This is a genomic window from Algoriphagus formosus, assembly GCF_002807035.1.
GTDB classification, from domain to species: domain Bacteria; phylum Bacteroidota; class Bacteroidia; order Cytophagales; family Cyclobacteriaceae; genus Algoriphagus; species Algoriphagus formosus.
Map to the genome: position 1 here is coordinate 62,872 of NZ_NIUC01000006.1, position 20,010 is coordinate 82,881.

Consider the following 20,010-nt stretch of genomic DNA (forward strand, 5'->3'; position numbering starts at 1 on the left):
TAAACCCAGGACAAGTATGAATTTTAAACAGAGAAACAGGTATTTGGTGATAGGACTGATATTACTAATTTTTTGGGCTTGTCAAAATAAAGAAACTCAAAAGGAGAATTCTTCCCAGAAACCGAATATTGTTTTCATCTACCTTGATGATTTAGGGTATGGAGATGTGAGTGCCTATGAGTCGGGTAAACTCCAAACGCCTAATATGGATAGATTGGCTAATGGTGGGATTAAATTCACCAATGGTTATGCTTCCTCTGCTACCTGTACTCCTAGTCGCTATGCTATTCTTACAGGAACCTATCCATGGAGAAATCAGGATGCCAAAATTCTTCCCGGTACAGCCCCATTGTTGATTGATACTGCCCAATTGACTTTACCCAAAATTCTTAAAAGTCAAGGTTACCATACAGCAGTTATCGGGAAATGGCACTTGGGATTGGGTAGTGGTAATGTGAACTGGAATCAGGAAATTAAGCCCGGACCAAATGAAGTGGGTTTCGATTTTTCCCATATCATGGCCGCAACTCAAGATAGAGTACCCACCGTTTATATTGAAAATGGAAAAGTTGTGAATTTGGATTCAAATGACCCTATTCAAGTAAATTATGATCAAAACTTTGAGGATGAACCTACGGCATTAACCCACCCGGATTTGCTCACTATGAAATGGCATCACGGCCATAATAACAGCATCGTAAATGGAGTGCCTAGAATTGGTTTTATGAAAGGTGGAGAAGCTGCTAAATGGAGTGATGTAGATATGGCTGATCATTTTCTAAACCAAGTAAAAGCCTACATCAAAGAGAAAACTCAAGCTAGTGCACCCTTTTTTCTTTATTATGGACTTCAGCAACCTCACGTACCGCGCACTCCTCATCCCCGATTTGAAGGGAAATCGGGTATGGGACCGAGAGGAGATGTGATTTTGGAGGCAGACTGGGTGATTGGAGAATTCATCAAAACCTTGGAGGAAGAAGGCATATTGGAAAATACCTTAATAGTTTTTTCCAGTGATAATGGACCAGTACTCAATGACGGATATTACGATGATGCTGTGGAAAAATTAGGAGATCATACTCCTGCTGGGCCATTAAGAGGTGGTAAGTATTCTCTTTTCGAAGCAGGAACCAGAGTTCCTTTTGTGACTTATTGGAAAGGCACTATCCAGCCTGGAGTCTCTGATGCTTTAGTGACCCAAGTCGATTTATTGGCTTCTATAGCCGCTTTAGTAGGAAGCGAACAGAAAACCACCGATAGTCAAAATTTATTGGATACTTTTTTGGGGAAAAGCAAAGTAGGAAGGGATTCCTTTGTTTTGGAAGCCACTACCAAGACTGCTCTCAGACAAGGCGATTGGATTATGATTCCCCCATATCCTGGACCAGCAGTCCAAAATCAGGTTAACATAGAATTGGGAAATTCTTCAGGATATCAATTGTATAATCTGAAAGAAGACCTTGGGCAGCGTAATAATCTTGCTTCCACTAACCCTGACAAATTAGATGATATGATTCAAACCTACCAAGCTATCAGAGGTTCAGCTGGTCAGGTAGAACAACTGGAGTTGAAGTAATTGAACTTGGTTTTTTAATTAAAACCTTTCGATAAAATGATTTGAAGTATAATGCTGTGAAATGCCTGTTTGGTTAAAATCGTGATCCCAAAAGAAAATAAAAAAGTCACATTTTCTTTTATCTTTTCAAAAGCTTATATTTAAATGTAAATCAGGTAGTTATGATTTTGCTTGTGCTGGTGAATAATTCTGTGAGTCTAAAAAAATAAAATATTCTAAATATCTAAAAATCAGTGATTTATAATCTTTGGTTCAAATCCTGTCACCCCGACAGTAAGGAATTTTAAAAGAATCCAAATCCTTGTAAATCAGCGATTTACAAGGCTTTTTTTTGCTAAAAAAAGAACCTTTTTTTGGTGTTTTCTCTTTTTGATTGATAAAAGCCCTTTTCAATCGTAAACCTGTCAAAAGAGGATGCTCTACAACTGGAAAAGCCAGAATCAATAGCTGGAGCACAGGCCTCTATGTTTTCTAAGCTAACTAAGGCGAACAATAAAAGCTGGAGCTCAAAAACCATCTTTTTTATACCCCAGTTGAATATCGGATATCGAGTTCTTGAGTACGAAAGGGGTAGAGCTTCCTGAATTTTTGATTAGGGTATAAGTGATGGCATAAAGTTTTGGCAGCTTAGATAGTGACTAAACTGGATTTCTGAAACCCAAATTCTCTCTAATGCCTTGGCTAAGGATGATCTCATTGCTCTCAATAATCTCTGTGTTGCTACCCCCCTCGGCTGGCTATGTCCTTGGCATGATTTCATTTTTGAATTAAGATTTTTGAGTTTGGCCGTTGAAATGGCTGCCACCTCTTCTCATGTTGATTTTTAATAACATTTAATCATTAGATGAAAATCATGATCTTTTAATAAAAAGTGCCATTTAAAAGCTTTAAGAGTTGTTTTATATGTTTGGCAAACGGTGATTATATAAAATATCATATATATAATCATTTTTCATTCATTTTATAATGAATAATAAATACATAAATATGTTTTTTATATAAATTGAATTCAAAATACTAAATAATAAAACATTAGATAAGGAATTAGGTTAAAGAAAAATACTGAGTTTAAGATATTGAAAATCAATTAATTGTAAATATTTTTTTATTGTAATATGTAAATAAGTATAAATACGTATAGGTTCGGGAATTTATATTGGAGATATTTAGAATTAATTCTTTTTATTAACAACTAACTACATTTTATTATGGAATCTTACCTATCAACCATCATGGGTTGGGGGCCTACATGGGCTCCAAGAGGTTGGTCGCTATGTCAAGGACAATTGATCGCGATCTCACAGTTTACAGCAGTTTTTTCGCTCATAGGAACTATCTATGGAGGTGACGGAAGAACAACATTTGCCTTACCAGATCTAAGAGGAAGGGCTCCAGTAGGGGCAGGTCAAAGTCCCGGCACTTCATTTCACCAACAAGGAGCTAAGCAAGGTTCTGAGACCACTACCTTAACTCAATTAGAAATGCCGGTTCATAATCATAATTTTCAAGCTTCAGCTTTGCAGGTCACTATTGAAGGCAAAAATGTTGATGGAAATTCCAATGATCCTAACGGAAAGTATTTTGCAAAAGCTGTAACTCCAGCTAACGGTCCTGTTCCTGCAGGTGTAGCTCAGGTGTATACGGATAATACTTCTGCAGCTAATGTTCCTATTGCTGGAGGTTCTATTACAGGAACTGGAACGACTGGAAACGCCGGGGGAAGCCAGCCAATTAGCATCGTTCAGCCAATCGGTGTGATCCAGTTTATTTTCTGTATGCAGGGTATTTTCCCTCCTAGAAACTAAAAACATCAGTGGTTAAATGGGTTTTAGAAGCGTCTAAAACCCATTTTATTTAGACCATCATAGACAAAATGAGCGTACCTATCAAAATTGGGTTTCTACAGCCTTACTCTTCACTGTATCCCTATTATGCGGAGCATTTACTGACTGGGTTTTTCCTAGGCTTCGATAGAGATCCGTTTCGACAAAATGACATCCAATTCATTCCCTATTTTACCGAGACAGGTGCGGGAAATAAGTGCGCTGAAGGCATCAAAAAACTGATTCATATTGATAAGGTGGATATGATCTCAGGATTGATCAGCTATGCATCCTTACCGGAAATCTTACCCCTGCTTGAGACTTATAATAAGTTGGGCTTCTTCTTCGATTTGGGTGAAAATATTCCGCATTTTGACTATTTGGGTGATAGTGCATTTTTCTCATCAAATCAAATGTGGCAATGTGAATTTGCTTTGGGTAGGTGGGCTTCCAAACAGTTTGGGTCGCCAATTGGAATGATCATGCCAATGTATGAAGCGGGCTATCATCTACACTCTTCTTTTAATCAAGGTGTTTCTCTTGGTGCAGGGGGGAATATTTTGCTTAAGGTGATTGATTCTACCAAGACAAACCCACATCTAGTTGTTCCTGCACCAGCTATAGCCGAAATGAAAGCTGGAAAACCAAGTGTGGTACATGCCTTATTTAGCGGGCCGAGCGGTCTACAATTCTTGAATGATTGGCATCAAGCTGGATTGAATAAAGAAATACCCCTTATTGTCAATGAAAACATGGTCTACGATGAGTGGCTGAGTGATGTCCGGCACTTAGGACTTGAAATGTATACGGCTTCGACCTATGATCTCAGAAATGAGCGCAAAGAAAATAGGCATTTCGTTCAAAAGTTTAGATCGATTGCCGGTCAGGATACCAACATGTACGCACTTCTCGGCTATGAAGGAGGCTTGATTTTCAAAGAATTATTTTCTTATCTGCAGAAAAAAGACTTTGATAAAGTCAAATCATTATTAAAGACCGAGAAAGTAAGAGGCCCTAGGGGTGAACGGAATTTTTACCCAGAGTCAGGTTTTTCTATTCCTGAGATAGATATTTTGAAAGTTAAGACTTCGAATACATCGATCGATAGATTGGTGGTAGAAAGAGGAAAGGGACTGCTTTACAACGAAGCCATCTTAAAAGATATTAGGGACGCCACTCCATCCGGATGGAAAAATCCCTACATGTGTATTTAGAATTGCAGCAGGTAGGTGATTGAAAGTAAGATAGAATAAATATATCAAATATGAATCTGATCTGCTCTTTGAAGATGATTATCAAAGGCTGAAGGTTTACACAGACATTAGAAAAAAAATAAGACCATGATATTGAATCAAAGATTTTTGGGCTTGACCCTCTTCTCCTTTTTCTTGTTTTTTCAAATACAGGCCCAAACCACTGTTACGTTTGATGATCAGGGGTATAGCAGTAGTCAAGATATCACAGCAAGCCTCGCTGCAGGAATTAATGGTTTTAAGTTCGTTTTTAACACTAATAACCCCAATCCTTCCTCTGGAGATATTACTTATGATGCTAATGATGGAGAAGGCGGTACAGGTGGGATTATTCCAGAGTTTACCGCGGGACAAACCATTACAATTTCCAAAACAGATAATTCTGCATTTCAGTTTGACTCTTTTTGGGCCCAAGGTGCTTTTGATACCAATGCTGGGGTAAAAATAGAGGGTTTTAATGGTGGGGCTTCAACTGGTTCCCAAACTATTGGCCCTTTAAGGTTTGGCAATGGTGTAACTACAAACTTGAATTCGAGTTTTGATAATGTTACATCTGTTGTTTTGACAGATGAAGGAAGCTCATTTGGTTTTGATGCCATATTTGATTCATTTGTTTTTAGTGCTGCAATAGCCTCAAATACAGCTCCCACTGCATCCTCATTTACTGCGTCCAATGGTCCTTTCGAAAATCTAGTCTATACCTTTTCAACCTCCGATTTTGGATACAATGATGGTGATGGAGATCCCTTGAATAATTTGCTGATTGAATCTGCTCCTGCTTCGGGAACACTTTTTGTCGATTCAAATGGAAACAATTTATTAGATGGAGGAGAAGTATTAAGTGCGTCTAGTACGGTTTCAAAAGCTAATCTAGATGCCGGTAGACTCAAATATTTGCAAAATGGATCAACCAATACCTCCTTCCAATTCGAGGTAAATGATGGGACGGTTAATAGCTCCGGCAATTACATTGCAACTCTGAATTTACTTCCCGTACCTACTGTAACTATCGGAGTAAGTCCGACTTCAAGATTGGAGTCATTAACGACTGCAAATGTTGTTACAGCTACTTTATCAAACATCTATGGAGCAAATACTACGATAAATTTTTCATTCTCCGGAACAGCCGTAGGTAGTAGTGTAGATTATTCCATTTCAAGCAATACTATCGTGATACCAGCTGGAAATAATTCCGGAACTATCAACCTTAACAATGTTCCAGATGTACTTTTTGAGGGCAATGAAACGGTAATCATTGATATAGCAAGTGTCACTAATGGAACGGAAAGTGGAACCCAACAGATTACCTACACCATCATAGATGATGATTCACAGCCCACTGCGACCTTGGAGGTATTGGGTGTTTATAATCCGATTGCCGATGAAAGTGGTGGACAAGCATATGTCAGGGCGAATTTAGATGCAGTTGCTGGGGTGACTGTTTCTGTTCCTTTAACTTTTTCAGGGACTGCAACTGGCGGTGGGACGGATTATTCTATCACAGGATCTACAATTACACTTTCTCCAGGAGAGACCATGGATAGCATTCGGGTAACTTCCCTATTTGATGGAATCGAAGAGGGTGATGAGACCATCATCATCGATATGGGAACTCCTACGAATGCCATTAAAGGAACTCCAGATCAAGTAACGATTACTATAAATGATGAGGATGCTGCTGTCCCTTCGGGTTATTCGGTGTCCATTGATCAGGATCCTATTTCGCCAATCAATGAATCTGCTGTAAGTTTTACTTTCGCTGGAGCAGAACTTGGTTCCACTTATAATTTTACGTTCTCAAGTAGTGGAGGGGGCTCTCCAGTTTCTGGTTCGGGAACTATTGTTACGTCAACTGATCAAATCACAGGAATTGATTTAAGTGGGTTGGGGGCAGGTACGATCACTTTATCTGCAACCTTAACCGATCCTTTCGGTAATGTAGGTGCTGCCGCTATTGATACAAAAATTAAAAATTCAACTACTAGTTTGTCAGTAAATGATCCTTCAGTCGCTGAAGGTAACGCTGGTATTACAAGTCTAACATTTACAGTTTCCTTAAGTGCTCCAGCTCCTGCTGGGGGAGCTACTGTTGACTTTGCTACTTCCGATGGAACATCAATAGCAGGGTCAGATTATACAGCAACATCCGGAACTCTAAGCTTTGCGGCTGGAGAGACTAGTAAAACAGTAGATGTCACTGTTATCGGTGATGAAACTGTAGAGCTTGATGAGACGCTTACCCTTACGCTGTCTAATCCTACAGGAACAGCTGTGGTCATAGCAGATGGAAGCGGTATAGGAACTATAACAAATGATGATCAAGCCGCCGTAACGATCGCTGATGTTACGGTCGATGAAAACAGTGGTACTGCAACCCTCACGCTTACTTTGGATAATGCAGTAGACGGTGGCTTTAGTGTGGAAGCTAGTACTGCTGATGGAACCGCCACGACAGCAGACGGTGATTACACTGCTGTAACTGCTCAGGCTTTAACTTTTGCCGGTACGGCAGGAGAAACAGAGACTTTTAGCATTACTCTTGGTGCAGATACAAAAGTGGAAGTAGATGAGACGGTATCTATTTCTATGAGTAACCTGGTACCTGTCACCGTTGATGCAACTGATTTAAATATTACTGATGGAGCGACACTAACCATCAATAATGATGATCAGGCTACCCTAACGATAGCTGATGTCAGCGGAAACGAAGATGATGGGGATATTACGGTGACTGTTACTCTAGACAATGCAGTTGACGGCGGGTTTGACGTGGATGTAAGCACAGCAGATGGGACAGCTACCACGGCAAATAGCGATTACACTGCTGTAATAAGTCAAACCTTATCTTTTGCCGGAACAGCTGGGGAAATAAAGACCTTTACGGTGACGCCTACGGCAGATGCGAATCCAGAACCAAACGAGACAGTGATTATATCGATGAGTAATGTAATTGCTGGTACTGTAGCATCCGGGGATATAGATATTACGGATGGTGCAACTGTCACCATTATAAATGATGATAATACCTTTTTCTCAGTAAATGATCCTTCAGTCGCTGAAGGTAACGCTGGTATTACAAGTCTAACATTTACCGTTTCCTTAAGTGCTCCAGCTCCTGCTGGGGGAGCTACTGTTGACTTTGCTACTTCCGATGGAACAGCAATAGCAGGGTCAGATTATACAGCAACATCTGGAACTCTAAGCTTTGCGGCTGGAGAGGCTAGTAAAACAGTAGATGTCACTGTTATCGGTGATGAAACTGTAGAGCTTGATGAGACGCTTACCCTTACGCTGTCTAATCCTACAGGAACAGCTGTGGTCATAGCAGATGGAAGCNGCCGTAACGATCGCTGATGTTACGGTCGATGAAAACAGTGGTACTGCAACCCTCACGCTTACTTTGGATAATGCAGTAGACGGTGGCTTTAGTGTGGAAGCTAGTACTGCTGATGGAACCGCCACGACAGCAGATAGTGATTATATCTCTGTGACTGGTCAAACCTTGACTTTTGTCGGTACGGCGGGTGAAACGGAGACTTTTAGCATTACTCTTGGTGCAGATACAAAAGTGGAAGTAGACGAGACGGTATCTATTTCTTTGAGTAACCTGGTACCTGTTACCGTTGATCCAGCTGATTTAAATATTACCGATGGAGCGACACTAACCATCAATAATGATGATCAGGCTACCCTAACGATAGCCGATGTCAGCGGAAACGAAGATGATGGGGATATTACGGTGACAGTTACTCTAGACAATGCAGTTGACGGTGGGTTTGATGTGGATGTAAGCACAGCAGATGGGACAGCTACCACGGCAAATAGCGATTACACTGCTGTAACAGGTCAAACCTTATCTTTTGCCGGAACAGCTGGGGAAATACAGACCTTTACGGTGACGCCTACGGCAGATGCGAATCCAGAACCAAACGAGACAGTTATTATATCGATGAGTAATGTAGTTTCAGGGACTGTAGCATCCGGGGATATAGATATAACGGATGGTGCAACTGTAACCATTATAAATGATGATGATGCCTTTTTCTCAGTAAATGACCCTTCAGTCGCTGAAGGCAACGCAGGTACTTCAACTTTACAGTTTACTGTTTCCTTAAGTGCTCCAGCTCCTGTCGGAGGAGCTACTGTAGACTTTGCTTCTTCCGATGGAACGGCAATAGCAGGGTCAGATTATACCGCGGCTAGTGGAACGCTTAGTTTTGCAGCCGGAGAAACAAGTAAGACCATTGATATCTCTGTAAATGGAGATACCGAGATAGAAAAGAGCGAAACACTTACATTGACTCTTTCCAATCCAACTGGATCTGCTGTGAGTATTGGAAAAGGAGTAGGCACAGGATTGATTTTTAATGACGATTTCAAAAAAGCAACCAGGATTTATTGGGCGAATGGGGAAAGCATTCAAACAGCCAAATTGGATGGATCTGACATTCAAACGGTTTATACTGGAAGTGCAATCAGTGTTCGATTGGATGAGGATATTGAAAAGATTTACTTCAATGCCCTTAACGGAGATGTTTTTAGAGCAGATCTTGATGGATCAAATGTAGAGACGGTTGTTTCTGGTGCTAGCGCAAATGGTATTGCTTTAGACCTTGAAAACAACAAGATATATTGGACGCAATTTAGTGCCAACAAGATCAGGCGTTCTGATTTGGACGGATCTAACCAAGAGGATGTAATCTCAACTACACAAAATCCATTTGATGTTTGGGTAGATAATTTCAACAATAAAGTTTATTGGGGTTTATACAATGGGTCTAGGTTCTTAAGATCAAATTTTGATGGAACGAATCAAGAAGATGTAATTTTTACTGAATTAAATCAACCTTGGGCAATTCAAGTAGATGCTTTAAATAGCAAAATATATTTCACGGATCGAGACGATTTGAGCAGGTCTGATCTAGACGGATCAAACATAGAGACTTTGACTTCGGAGGGAGTGCCTCAGGGCTTAGATATTGACCAAGAAGCCGGTAGATTATTTTATGGTGGACCACTTATAGGAATCCGAATTGCAGATTTGGATGGAAGTAACGATTCCGAGATAATTCCATCCGGAGCAGCAGGAAATGTATGGGCAATAGCGATCAGTACTGAAATCATTGATGTTTCAGTTTCCATTAACGATCCAAGTGTAGTTGAGGGAAATTTGGGAAATACAAGCCTAAGCTTTACCATAAGTCTGGATAATCCAACACCTGTCGGAGGAGCTACTGTTGACTACGCAACTTCTAATGGAACAGCAATAGCCGGGTCAGATTACACTGCGACATCTGGAACTCTAACCTTTGCAGAAGGAGAAACCAGTAAAACAGTAGATATCACAGTTATCGGTGATGAAATAGTGGAACTCGATGAGACCCTCACGCTTACACTATCCAATCCTACCGGAACTGGCGTCCTTATTGGAGATGGAACCGGTACCGGAACCATCACAAATGATGATCAAGCTACCGTCACAATAGCTAATGTACAGGTCAGTGAGTCCGATGGAAATGCGACGATCAGCGCCACATTGGATAATGCTGTGCAAGGAGGATTTACGGTAGATGTATTTACTTCAGATGGAACTGCGACAACTGCTGATTCTGATTACAATTCGGTAATCACTACTTTGACATTTGCAGGTACTGCAGGAGAAATCCAGACTTTTGATATCCCGATTATAGATGATCAGAAAGTTGAAGTGGATGAAACAGTGTCTATTTCCATGAGTAATCTTGCCGGCACATCATCTCCAATAGACATATCGGATGATGCTACTTTGACAATATCAAATGATGACTTGGCAATTTTGACTATCAACGATGTCAGCGGAAAAGAGGATAATGGAGCAATTACTGTAACCGTAAGTCTAAGTAATTCAGTTGCTGGTGGGTTTACCGTGAATGTAAGTACAACAGACGGAACTGCTACTACAGCCGACAGTGATTACACATCGATAGCCGCTCAAACCTTGACTTTCGTAGGTGTAGCAAATGAAACACAGACGTTTACAATTACTCCAACGGCAGATGCCACTCCAGAACCGGATGAAACAGTAATTGTATCCATGAGTGGATTGGTTTCAGCGGTACCAGCTGGATCATTTGATGTCTCGGATGAGGCTACGGTGACTATTTTGAATGATGATGTGGATGCGCCAAGCACTCCGGATCTAGCTGCCACCAGCGATTCAGGAGGAAGTGACTCGGATAATATTACCAATGATTTAACACCAACCTTTACCGGTACGGCTTTGGCAAATTCAACTGTTACGGTAATTAGTGACTTGGATGGGATTTTGGGTACCACTATAGTCGATGGATCAGGTAATTGGTCCTTTACAGCCACAGGGAATGTTTCCACAGGAGTTCATTCCATCACAGCTACAGCTACTGATTTTGCGAACAACGTCAGTCCAGTCTCTGGAGCACTATCCGTTACTTTTGATACTCAAGCTCCTACTCCGATTCTAATTGGCGGTATTGTTCTTCAGTTGGACAACAATGGCCTCACACCGAGTATTACACCAGCAGATTTTCTGAATGTTCAGATTACAGATGATTTTTCAGCCTCAGAAGATATTCTGCTGAGTCTGGATAAAACAAGTTTTGATTGTTCCAATATTGGAAATAACACAGTTACTGTGACAGCAACAGATGAAGCTGGAAATTCTGACTTTGCAACTTCAAGTGTTGAGGTTCAGGATGTCGTAGACCCGACTATTTTAGCCAAATCATCAATCACATTAAATGTGGACGCATTTGGTACTGTGGACCTAAACGTCGGAATGGTTGATGAGGGATCCTTCGATAATTGTGGAATCCAATCTCAAGTATTTAGTAAATCTACCTTTGACAGAAATGATGAAGGAGTGAATACCATTACCTATACTGTCACAGACGTGAATGGGAATCCCGCTCAGGTGAATGTGCAGGTGACCATCGTAGTGGTGCCAAAAGTATTGAATATAGTGACGGATTCCGGTCAATCTAAAGTTTATGGTGATCCAGATCCGGTATTTACCTTTACAGCAAGTGGATTTGAAGCAGGGGATGATGAAAGTATATTCACTGGAGCATTATCCAGAGTGAGTGGAGAAAACGTGGGGACTTACGCGATCAACTTGGGCACCTTGGATGCAGGCCCTAACTACACGATCAATTTTACCCCTGCGAATTTTGAGATCAACGCTACTACGCTAACTATCACTGCGGATGCTGGACAGAGCAAGGTTTATGGCGAAGCTGACCCAATCTTCACTTACCAGGCTGCTGGTTTTGAAAATGGGGATAACGAAAATATTCTGACCGGAGTGCTCTCCAGAGTTGCTGGTGAAAATGTCGGGAATTATACGATCAATCAGGGCACGCTTGATGCAGGATCAAATTATACGATCAATTATACAGCGGCTGAATTCGAGATCACTCCAGCAACGTTAAACATCACAGCAGATGCCGGTCAAAGCAAGGTTTACGGCAATACCGATCCAGTCTTTTCTTATCAGGCAATGGGCTTTGAAAACGGAGATGATGAGGGAATTCTGACGGGAGCGCTTTCCAGAGTAAATGGAGAGAATGTCGGTACGTATGCAATCAATCTGGGCACACTAAGCGCTGGAGACAACTATACGATCAACTTCACCGGAGCTGACTTTGTGATTACCGAAAAGACCTTGATCCTCACAGTTGATGCCGGCCAAAGCAAGGTTTACGGTGATGCTGATCCAGCCTTCACTTATCAGGCAACGGGTTTCGAAAACGGTGATGATGTAGGTGTTCTGACAGGAGTCTTGGAAAGAGCTCCTGGAGAGAATGTAGGGATTTATACAATTAATCAAGGAACACTTGATGCCGGTTCAAACTACATGATCAACTTCACGGGAGCTGACTTTACCATTACAACTCGAACGCTGAATGTCACAGCGAATCCAAATCAGGTAAAAGTGTTTGGTTCGGCCGATCCGGTGTTTACTTACATCGCTTCAAACTTTGGAAATGGGGATAATACCTCGATTTTGACGGGAACACTTTCAAGAGTTGCCGGAGAAGATGTTGGCATGTATGCGATTACTTTGGGTACGCTTGAAGCCGGGTCTAATTATGTAATCAACTTCACAAGCGCTGATTTTGAGATTGCAGAGAAAGTACTGAATGTAGTGGCTGATGCAGGCCAGTCCAAAGTATTTGGTACAGCCGATCCAGTATTTACCTATGAAGTGACCGGTTTTGAAGCGGGGGATGATGAAACCATCCTCACTGGAGCCTTGGCAAGAGCATCAGGAGAAAATGTGGGTACTTATCCGATCAATTTGGGAAGTCTTGACGCAGGTATTAATTATGCGATCAACTATACAGACGCTGACTTTGAGATCACACCGGCAGCTATTACAGGAATCACCTTTAATGATGGAAGTTTTGTCTTCGATGGAACTGAAAAGACCCTAGTGATCTCAGGTACACTTCCAGCAGGAACTTCGGTTGCTTATGCAAACAATACCAGAACGAATGTTGGAACTCAGGAGGCTAGGGCCACGATCACAGGAAGCAATTTCAATGATTTGGTCTTGACCGCTGATCTGACGATCACCCCGGCCGATATCACCGGAATTACCTTTAATGATGGAAGCTTTGTCTTCGATGGAACTGAAAAGGCACTAGTGATCTCGGGTACACTTCCGGCAGGAACTTCGGTAACCTATGCAAACAATACCAGAACGAATGTTGGAACTCAGGAGGCTATGGCCACGATCACAGGAAGCAACTACAATGATCTTGTACTGACTGCTGATTTGACTATTACCCCGGTAGATATTTCGGGTATCACCTTTAATGACGGAGAATTTGTCTTCGATGGAACTGAAAAGACCCTTGTGATCTCGGGTACACTTCCAGAAGGAACTTCTGTAAGCTACACCAACAACACGAGAACGGATGTTGGAACCCAGGAAGCGACGGCCACGATTACAGGAAGCAACTTCAATGAGTTAATATTGACAGCTGGTCTGACGATCACTCCGGCTGAACTGACAGTGACAGCAGATGAAGGACAGAGCAAGCTCTTCGGTGAGACCGATCCGGTATTGATCTTTACAGCTACGGGTTACGGAGAAGGGGATGATGAATCCATTTTTACGGGAGCCTTGGGCAGAGAAGCCGGTGAAGCGGTAGGTTTCTATGCGATCAATCAGGGAAGCCTGGATGCTGGAGTAAACTACACGATCAACTTTACGGGAGCTGACTTTGAGATTATCACCAATGACAGTGATGGAGACGGCGTTCCCGATGATGTGGAGCTGGCGGATGGCACCGATCCGAATGATCCGGACGACTTCAGGGATTCAGACGGAGACGGCGTTCCTGACCAAGTAGAAGAGGATGCAGGTACTGACCCGAATGATTCAAGTGACTATCCGGATACGGATGAAGACGGAGTTCCTGATTATGTGGAGGATAGAGAGGGAAGCAATCCAAACAACGGTTCAGATTTCCTAGACTCCGACGGAGACGGTGTTCCGGACTATGTACAGGATCGCTCGATTGTCGAGTTTGTAAGCCAGTCTGTGACAGTTGCCTGGGGCACCCCGGCTGCGGAAGTGCCATTGGCTGAAGAAGTGGTGGGCATCACGGGTCTTGGAGAATTTATCAACCTGGCGGTAAGCTGGAACCTGACAGGCTTTAACCCGCTGATTGTAGGAACCAATAACTTTAGAGGAACCGTAACGCTTGCTGAAGGACTGTTTAATACCTATGAGCTGGAGCCAATCGTTTCGATTACCGTTGAGCCGAAGCCGGCCCCGCAGGATCTGAGCTTGAGTGCGAATAGTTTCATTGCGATACCGGATGTATTCTTCCAGGAGATAGGCTTCTTTACGGTAGTGGATCCTTCCGATGATGTTCACGAGATCACCTTGATCGATGGAGCAGCAGACAATCAATATTTTGAAATCATTGACGGCATACTCTTCTGGAGCAGTGCGGAGCAGGTATCGGGAAGAACCCAATTCACTATTCGTGTGAGGGTTGCCGACCGGGCAGGCAATACTCTGGACAAAGAGTTCCAGATCGAACGACAGCGTACACCATTGGATCAGTTGGATATTCCAAACACCTTTACTCCAAACAATGACGGTGTCAACGACACCTGGGGAGTACCGGCCTTGCGATACTACGAGGGAGTTCAGATCCAGATCATTGAAGTAGGAAGCGGCAACAGAGTCTTCTACACCGAAGATCCCGATGTGCGCTGGGATGGCCGTGTAAATGGCAAAGAACCTGTCGTGACGGCCTACCTGTGGGTGATTACGGTGGTAGAAACCGGAGAGGTGAGAAGGGGAATGCTAAACCTATTGAAACAGTAGAAACAAGGGGGGCAGATAAGAAAAAGACCCTTTCTGTCCCCATTTTTTAACAGTGTAAAACGAAGAAAACGATGAAGAAATTTTACTATATACTCGCCATTGGACTTTTGATGTTTGGAATGAATTTTCAAGCAAAGTCTCAGACCAGAAAATACGTTTCCAACTTTAGCCATTTTCAGAGCTATTTCAATCCCGGCCTGACCGGCTATGAGGGAAGTGCAGTGAGAGGCTTTGTGCGAAACCAATGGTCGGGCATTGAGGGAGCTCCGAGGAGCTATTTTGTGAGTGCGGAGCTGGATTTTGGGGAACTGTCAGGAGAGATGGATCCAGCCTTGATGGGTAAGAATGCATTATCGGTAAACATGCTTCAGGATACTTATGGCGCTTTTAGAGAGACCGAATTGATTGTGTCCTATGCTTCTAGAGTAAGATTGACAGAGAAGCATAATCTGAGGTTGGGTGCGGGTGTGAGTTATCAGAACATCCGCCTTGACGGGAACGCCTTGACTTCGGAAGACTTGAACGATCCCACCTTAGGTCAGTATTTGGGAGGCTTCTCTGATATGCAGGTGGTAGACTTCAATATTGGATTAGCTTTGACCCACTCCAAGTATTACCTCTCCTACGGCATGCATCGAGTTGGGGGTGGGGCGATCATCTCCGGGGATGAGTTTATTGACAGCTATCCGGCCTCCAGTATCATTCAGGGAGGTTATCGGGAAGCTTTGAGTCCCAATGTGGCCTTGATTTTCAATGCCTATTACCGAACTCAGAAAGACGTCAATGACAACTTTGAGCTAAATCTGAAGACCTTGCTGATGGATAGGTTTTGGCTGGGTGTGGGCACGCGTGTGAACAATGCGACCAATCTACAGATGGGTATTTTGACCAAGCGACTTCGAATCGGCTACCTCTTTGAGTTTCCGGTGGGTGGAGATTACAACTTACCGGGTAATACCCATGAGTTCACGGCTGTCTTCAACCTGTTCAGAGACAACACCCGAAGAAGAGAGAATGAGGTGTTGATTTGGTGAGAAAGATGAAATAATCGGCCAATTGATAAGATAATTGGCCTTTTAATACTTTTGTCAAATATGGTTCTCTCAGGTCTGATTGACATTTTTTTGGGAGATAAATCACTTCCATTTTTTACTAGAAAATCAAAAACAAAGCCTTTAAACATTGAGATGGGATGTATTTTTTGAAATATGGGATTAATAAATTCCGATAACTTTGACCTGGTTCTCGTATTAGAAATAGGCTCAGTCAGGATTTTTTGAGGGAAAACCTTTTCATGAAAATGAATTTAAAGACCTTCATCTAAATAGATTCTGGCCTGATTTCTACAAAAACTAAATTTTCACCCCCACCAAAACCCACTAACTATGATTAAAATGATCAATTTTTTGATTGCACTTATGGCAATCTTTCAAGTTGCATCAGGACAAGAAACTGAAGACTTAAAGTCCGATACAAAACAGAGCTTGTATTCTGACATATTAAATGAGGAAAGAGGCTATTGGGTCAGTCTTCCTGACTCCTATTTTCAAGAGGGTAATCCCTACAAGGAATATCCCTTATTGATAGTTTTGGATGGGGATTCTCACTTTAATACTACCTCAACTATGGTTCGTTACATGAGCTCTGACCGATATCGAAGTTGGAAGGCTCCTGAAATGATCGTTGTGGGTATTCAAAATGTAGATAGAAGGAGGGATTATACACCAGAAAAAATCATCACGGTAAGGGAAAATAATTCCGGAGGCGGAGAGAAGTTTCTGCAATTTTTGGAAAAAGAATTGATCCCCCATTTGGACCAAAACTATCGGACGACCCCTTATCGGATTTTATTCGGCCATTCCTTGAGTGGTCTGCTTGCCACCCATGCTTACATGAAGGAGGAATCGCTTTTTCATGCCTTCATTGCTGTGGATCCGAGCTTTGGCACCTGGGATGCTGAGACGATGGATCAAAAGCTCGATACCCTGACGCAGAAGCCATTTGATAGGTATATCTACTTTGCAACAGCGAACTGGGGTAAAAGGAATTTTAGCAACCGAGATAGACACCTTCGACTTTTCGAGGCATTGAATAGTAAAAGTGAAAAAGACTTTCATGCAAAATTAGAGTACTTCGAAAATGAGAGCCATTCTTCTGTTCCTCTGATTGCTTTTCACAATGGTTTCTCCGCCATTTTCATAGGTTATGATATTTCTTATAGAGATGTAGATAGTCCAAGCCACCTGGAAAACCACTTTGCTGAAATTTCCGAGCGTCTGTCTTGGGAATTTTTACCGCCTGAGAGTTTGGTCAATCAGTTGGGCTATTCAAAATTGAGAAGTAGGGAAGACTATGAAAAGTCACAGGCGATAGATTATTTTATCATGAATACGAAAAATTATCCTGATTCTCATAATGCCTATTCTAGTCTTGGAGAAGGCTATGAAGTTTTGGGAGAGAGATCTCAAGCAGTTGAAAATTACACAAAATCCCTTATGCTTTATCCTGAAAATGAATACGTTAAAAATAAGCTTTCAGATCTAAAGAAGGAGAAAGAGTAAGCTATTTTCGCCAAGCCAAAAGGCTAAATTGACTTTGAGGAGAAACAAAAAAACCGACTCTATTTCTAAAGCCGGTTTTGCAGAGAGTGGGGGATTGCTCGTACGCGCTAGCATGCCGCACAGCCTCTAGAGAATCTCCCTTCGGTCGATTTCGAACCCGGGGGTTCTCAACCCCCGAAAGATCCTAGAGCTTAACGGACAAAAAAAAGCGCCTAAATGTTTAAATTTAGACGCTTGGCAGAGAGTGGGGGATTCGAACCTGGTCCCTATCTATTTGATAATCAATTTCTTAAAATTAACCCAACAAGATGACGCGGAGTTTTACGCTTTTTTGGACTTGGACTTTTTCCAATAGATTTATGATATTAAAGATAGACTCTTTGTTCTTTTCTAACTAGGATAGCTAGCGAAAAATTTTCAAAAAGTTATCCTTCCACTCATAATCCAAAGAACATTGCTTTCAAAGGGAAATCAGGGAGCAGATAGGCCTCAAACAGATCGATGTCGCCAACCATATCGGTGTGGACAAGTCTGCATACAGCAAAATAGAAAAGGGTACGAGAGCCATCACCTTAGATGAACTCTACAAAGCTTCACAGCTCTTCAACTTGACCACCGACCAGATACTCGGATACGACGGGGACATCCCCTCCGAAGTCGTTATCGAGGACAAGACAGCAGTAGAATAGCTCAGGCTAATCCAGCAATTGGAAGACGAGGACAGGTAGACCATACTTAAGCTGATCGACAAGATGCTCACAAACAAAAAATTCAAAGATTTCTTCCAGAAGAACGTAGCTGCGCTGTAAACGCAAAAAAATCCCGGACATCAACTGGCGGTGCTTTTTGTTTCCATATGGTTTTGAATCATTAGGTCAACTTTATAACCAGAACAAAAAGACCAACCACCACTATAAGACCAAGCAGTATATTCGAAAAACCATGCATGATGATTTCCGATTTCTGGCTTCCTTTTCTTCCGTCCCACATTTCCTTAAAACTTATAATCTCTCTCCCCCTTACTTTGTGGAGCACCGCATACACAACCCATTTTGTCAAGGCCCCAATAAACTCGAAGAAAACCGAACCTATTATGCTATCAATCATTTTTTCTTATCCCCGTCCTTTTTCTTTTCCTGTTGAAAAAATTGAAGTCAATATTCCGCACCCAACTATAGGGAGATAAGCTGTAATAGGTAACAACCAAGAAAATAATCCCTATAAATATCAGAAGATGCCCGCCCAAGCCTGACAATCTCAACGTTCTGCTATTCACCCCATAAGCCGCCAGATCCTTAACTATCATGACACCCCCTAAAAGAATAAACAGAACAGAAAGTGCCAATGGGAATATGAACAGGATGTTTTGTTTCTTGGACATGACTTTTCGCTAATTTCCGGATCTATACCTTAGAAATTTCAAACTCTCACAAAAGGACTTCATTACCTCCTTTTCCAAAGAATCAGCCCAATCAGGATTATTTTCGCCTCTATAGCAGGAGTACAACGCGAGCAAATAACCGTGGGCATCAGGAGAAAGCTGGCTGGGCCCTTTTTTAATATTCCACCCACTCCTTAAATCACCTGACCAGGTATTCATTTTAATAACCGAGTTGTTTGCATTAAACACCCCAAAGCCATAAAAAACAAGTGCCACCTCCATATGAACTTCATCCTCTGAAAATTCCTTTCCCTCTCTCCTTGATTTCAGCCGGATCAATTCAAACGCAATGGACGCCACCAAACAACTGGAATCATTTAAATACTTACGGTTGATCAATATTTCAACACTTCCATCAGAGTATTCCGTAAACTTACTGGAAGCAGGCTCACTGCCTTCCTCCGAAACCATGATAACTCCTGAATCCAACACAACATCCTCCGGATCGCTGAATAGACCCAGTTCCACCATACTTATGTCAACATCAATCATAGCTCCAAGTTTTTGAAACAGTATTTGGGCATACGTTTCATCTCCACTAAGCTCCATCCCGGTTATTTCCTCGGGATCAGTATAAACGCTGGAACCCAAAATAAACTCTTCCCCATACTCTTCGATTAGATAGGAAAACACCTTATCCAATACAATCCTGTCTGTGTTGCCGACAGGACACTTTGGTTTTTTCTTAAAAAGACTAATTACCTGGTCTAACCACATCGTTCCTCCTTTTCTCTGTTTCATCAGGCTTTTGCCCCTTCAACATGTTCTCTATAACCGACAAGGGTGATGGGCCGGACAATACCCTGGACAGCCCCATTTTCATGTTTTGTTCTTCGACTGGAAGTTGTCCAAACTCCTCTGCGGACAATCCCCAACTGGGCGTAGATTCTCCTCAGCAGCTTTGAAGTTCCGATTGAGGCTGGGTGGAATTTGCAATTCCACCCTAATATCCTTACCAATTTGCAATTGGCAATGGTCATAAAATCACCAATA

The 20,010-nt window shown here is 42.1% G+C and carries 10 protein-coding genes; 8 read left to right on the forward strand and 2 right to left on the reverse strand.

Annotated elements, in window-relative coordinates:
- Positions 1-16: 16 nt before the first annotated feature.
- From CDH51_RS19680 to CDH51_RS20330, 8 genes are all read left to right on the forward strand, one after another.
- Positions 17-1,576 carry a sulfatase family protein gene (locus CDH51_RS19680; protein ID WP_100630298.1) on the forward strand — a complete coding sequence of 520 codons (1,560 nt, stop codon included), beginning with the start codon at positions 17-19 and terminating at the stop codon, positions 1,574-1,576.
- Between the two features lie 1,208 nt (positions 1,577-2,784).
- A complete protein-coding gene (locus CDH51_RS19690) occupies positions 2,785-3,381 on the forward strand; it encodes a phage tail protein (RefSeq protein WP_100630286.1) in 597 nt (198 codons plus the stop codon).
- 68 nt (positions 3,382-3,449) lie between these two features.
- Positions 3,450-4,613: an ABC transporter substrate-binding protein gene (locus tag CDH51_RS19695; RefSeq protein WP_100630287.1), complete on the forward strand. Its 1,164-nt coding sequence runs from the start codon at positions 3,450-3,452 to the stop codon at positions 4,611-4,613.
- Between the two features lie 126 nt (positions 4,614-4,739).
- Positions 4,740-8,006 (forward strand): beta strand repeat-containing protein, encoded by a 3,267-nt coding sequence (locus CDH51_RS19700; RefSeq protein WP_100630288.1) that lies wholly within the window; start codon positions 4,740-4,742, stop codon positions 8,004-8,006.
- Complete coding sequence (locus CDH51_RS19705; protein ID WP_100630289.1) at positions 7,981-15,015, forward strand: MBG domain-containing protein; 7,035 nt, start codon at positions 7,981-7,983, stop codon at positions 15,013-15,015. Before CDH51_RS19700 ends, CDH51_RS19705 begins: the two co-directional genes overlap by 26 nt.
- 71 nt (positions 15,016-15,086) lie before the next feature.
- Entirely contained in the window at positions 15,087-16,049 is a 963-nt protein-coding gene (locus tag CDH51_RS19710) for a PorP/SprF family type IX secretion system membrane protein (protein ID WP_100630290.1), read from the forward strand.
- Positions 16,050-16,400: 351 nt separating this feature from the next.
- Positions 16,401-17,576 carry an alpha/beta hydrolase-fold protein gene (locus CDH51_RS19715; protein ID WP_100630291.1) on the forward strand — a complete coding sequence of 392 codons (1,176 nt, stop codon included), beginning with the start codon at positions 16,401-16,403 and terminating at the stop codon, positions 17,574-17,576.
- Between the two features lie 470 nt (positions 17,577-18,046).
- Positions 18,047-18,265 carry a helix-turn-helix domain-containing protein gene (locus CDH51_RS20330; protein ID WP_262494529.1) on the forward strand — a complete coding sequence of 73 codons (219 nt, stop codon included), beginning with the start codon at positions 18,047-18,049 and terminating at the stop codon, positions 18,263-18,265.
- A gap of 701 nt (positions 18,266-18,966) precedes the next feature.
- On the opposite strand, the gene CDH51_RS19735 is transcribed toward CDH51_RS20330, so the two are convergent.
- Positions 18,967-19,758 carry a hypothetical protein gene (locus tag CDH51_RS19735; protein WP_100630294.1) on the reverse strand — a complete coding sequence of 264 codons (792 nt, stop codon included), beginning with the start codon at positions 19,756-19,758 and terminating at the stop codon, positions 18,967-18,969.
- A partial coding sequence (locus CDH51_RS20335; protein ID WP_232724870.1) for a hypothetical protein occupies positions 19,758-20,010 on the reverse strand: 253 nt, incomplete at its 5' end. The genes CDH51_RS19735 and CDH51_RS20335, both read right to left, overlap by 1 nt.

Bases quoted from the DNA above. Each gene is read 5' to 3' on its own strand.
- CDH51_RS19710 (WP_100630290.1), top strand. From the start codon at position 15,087: ATGAAGAAATTTTACTATATACTCGCCATTGGACTTTTGATGTTTGGA.
- CDH51_RS19735 (WP_100630294.1), bottom strand. From the start codon at position 19,758: ATGAAACAGAGAAAAGGAGGAACGATGTGGTTAGACCAGGTAATTAGT.
- CDH51_RS19690 (WP_100630286.1), top strand. From the start codon at position 2,785: ATGGAATCTTACCTATCAACCATCATGGGTTGGGGGCCTACATGGGCT.
- CDH51_RS19680 (WP_100630298.1), top strand. From the start codon at position 17: ATGAATTTTAAACAGAGAAACAGGTATTTGGTGATAGGACTGATATTA.
- CDH51_RS19715 (WP_100630291.1), top strand. From the start codon at position 16,401: ATGATTAAAATGATCAATTTTTTGATTGCACTTATGGCAATCTTTCAA.
- CDH51_RS19695 (WP_100630287.1), top strand. From the start codon at position 3,450: ATGAGCGTACCTATCAAAATTGGGTTTCTACAGCCTTACTCTTCACTG.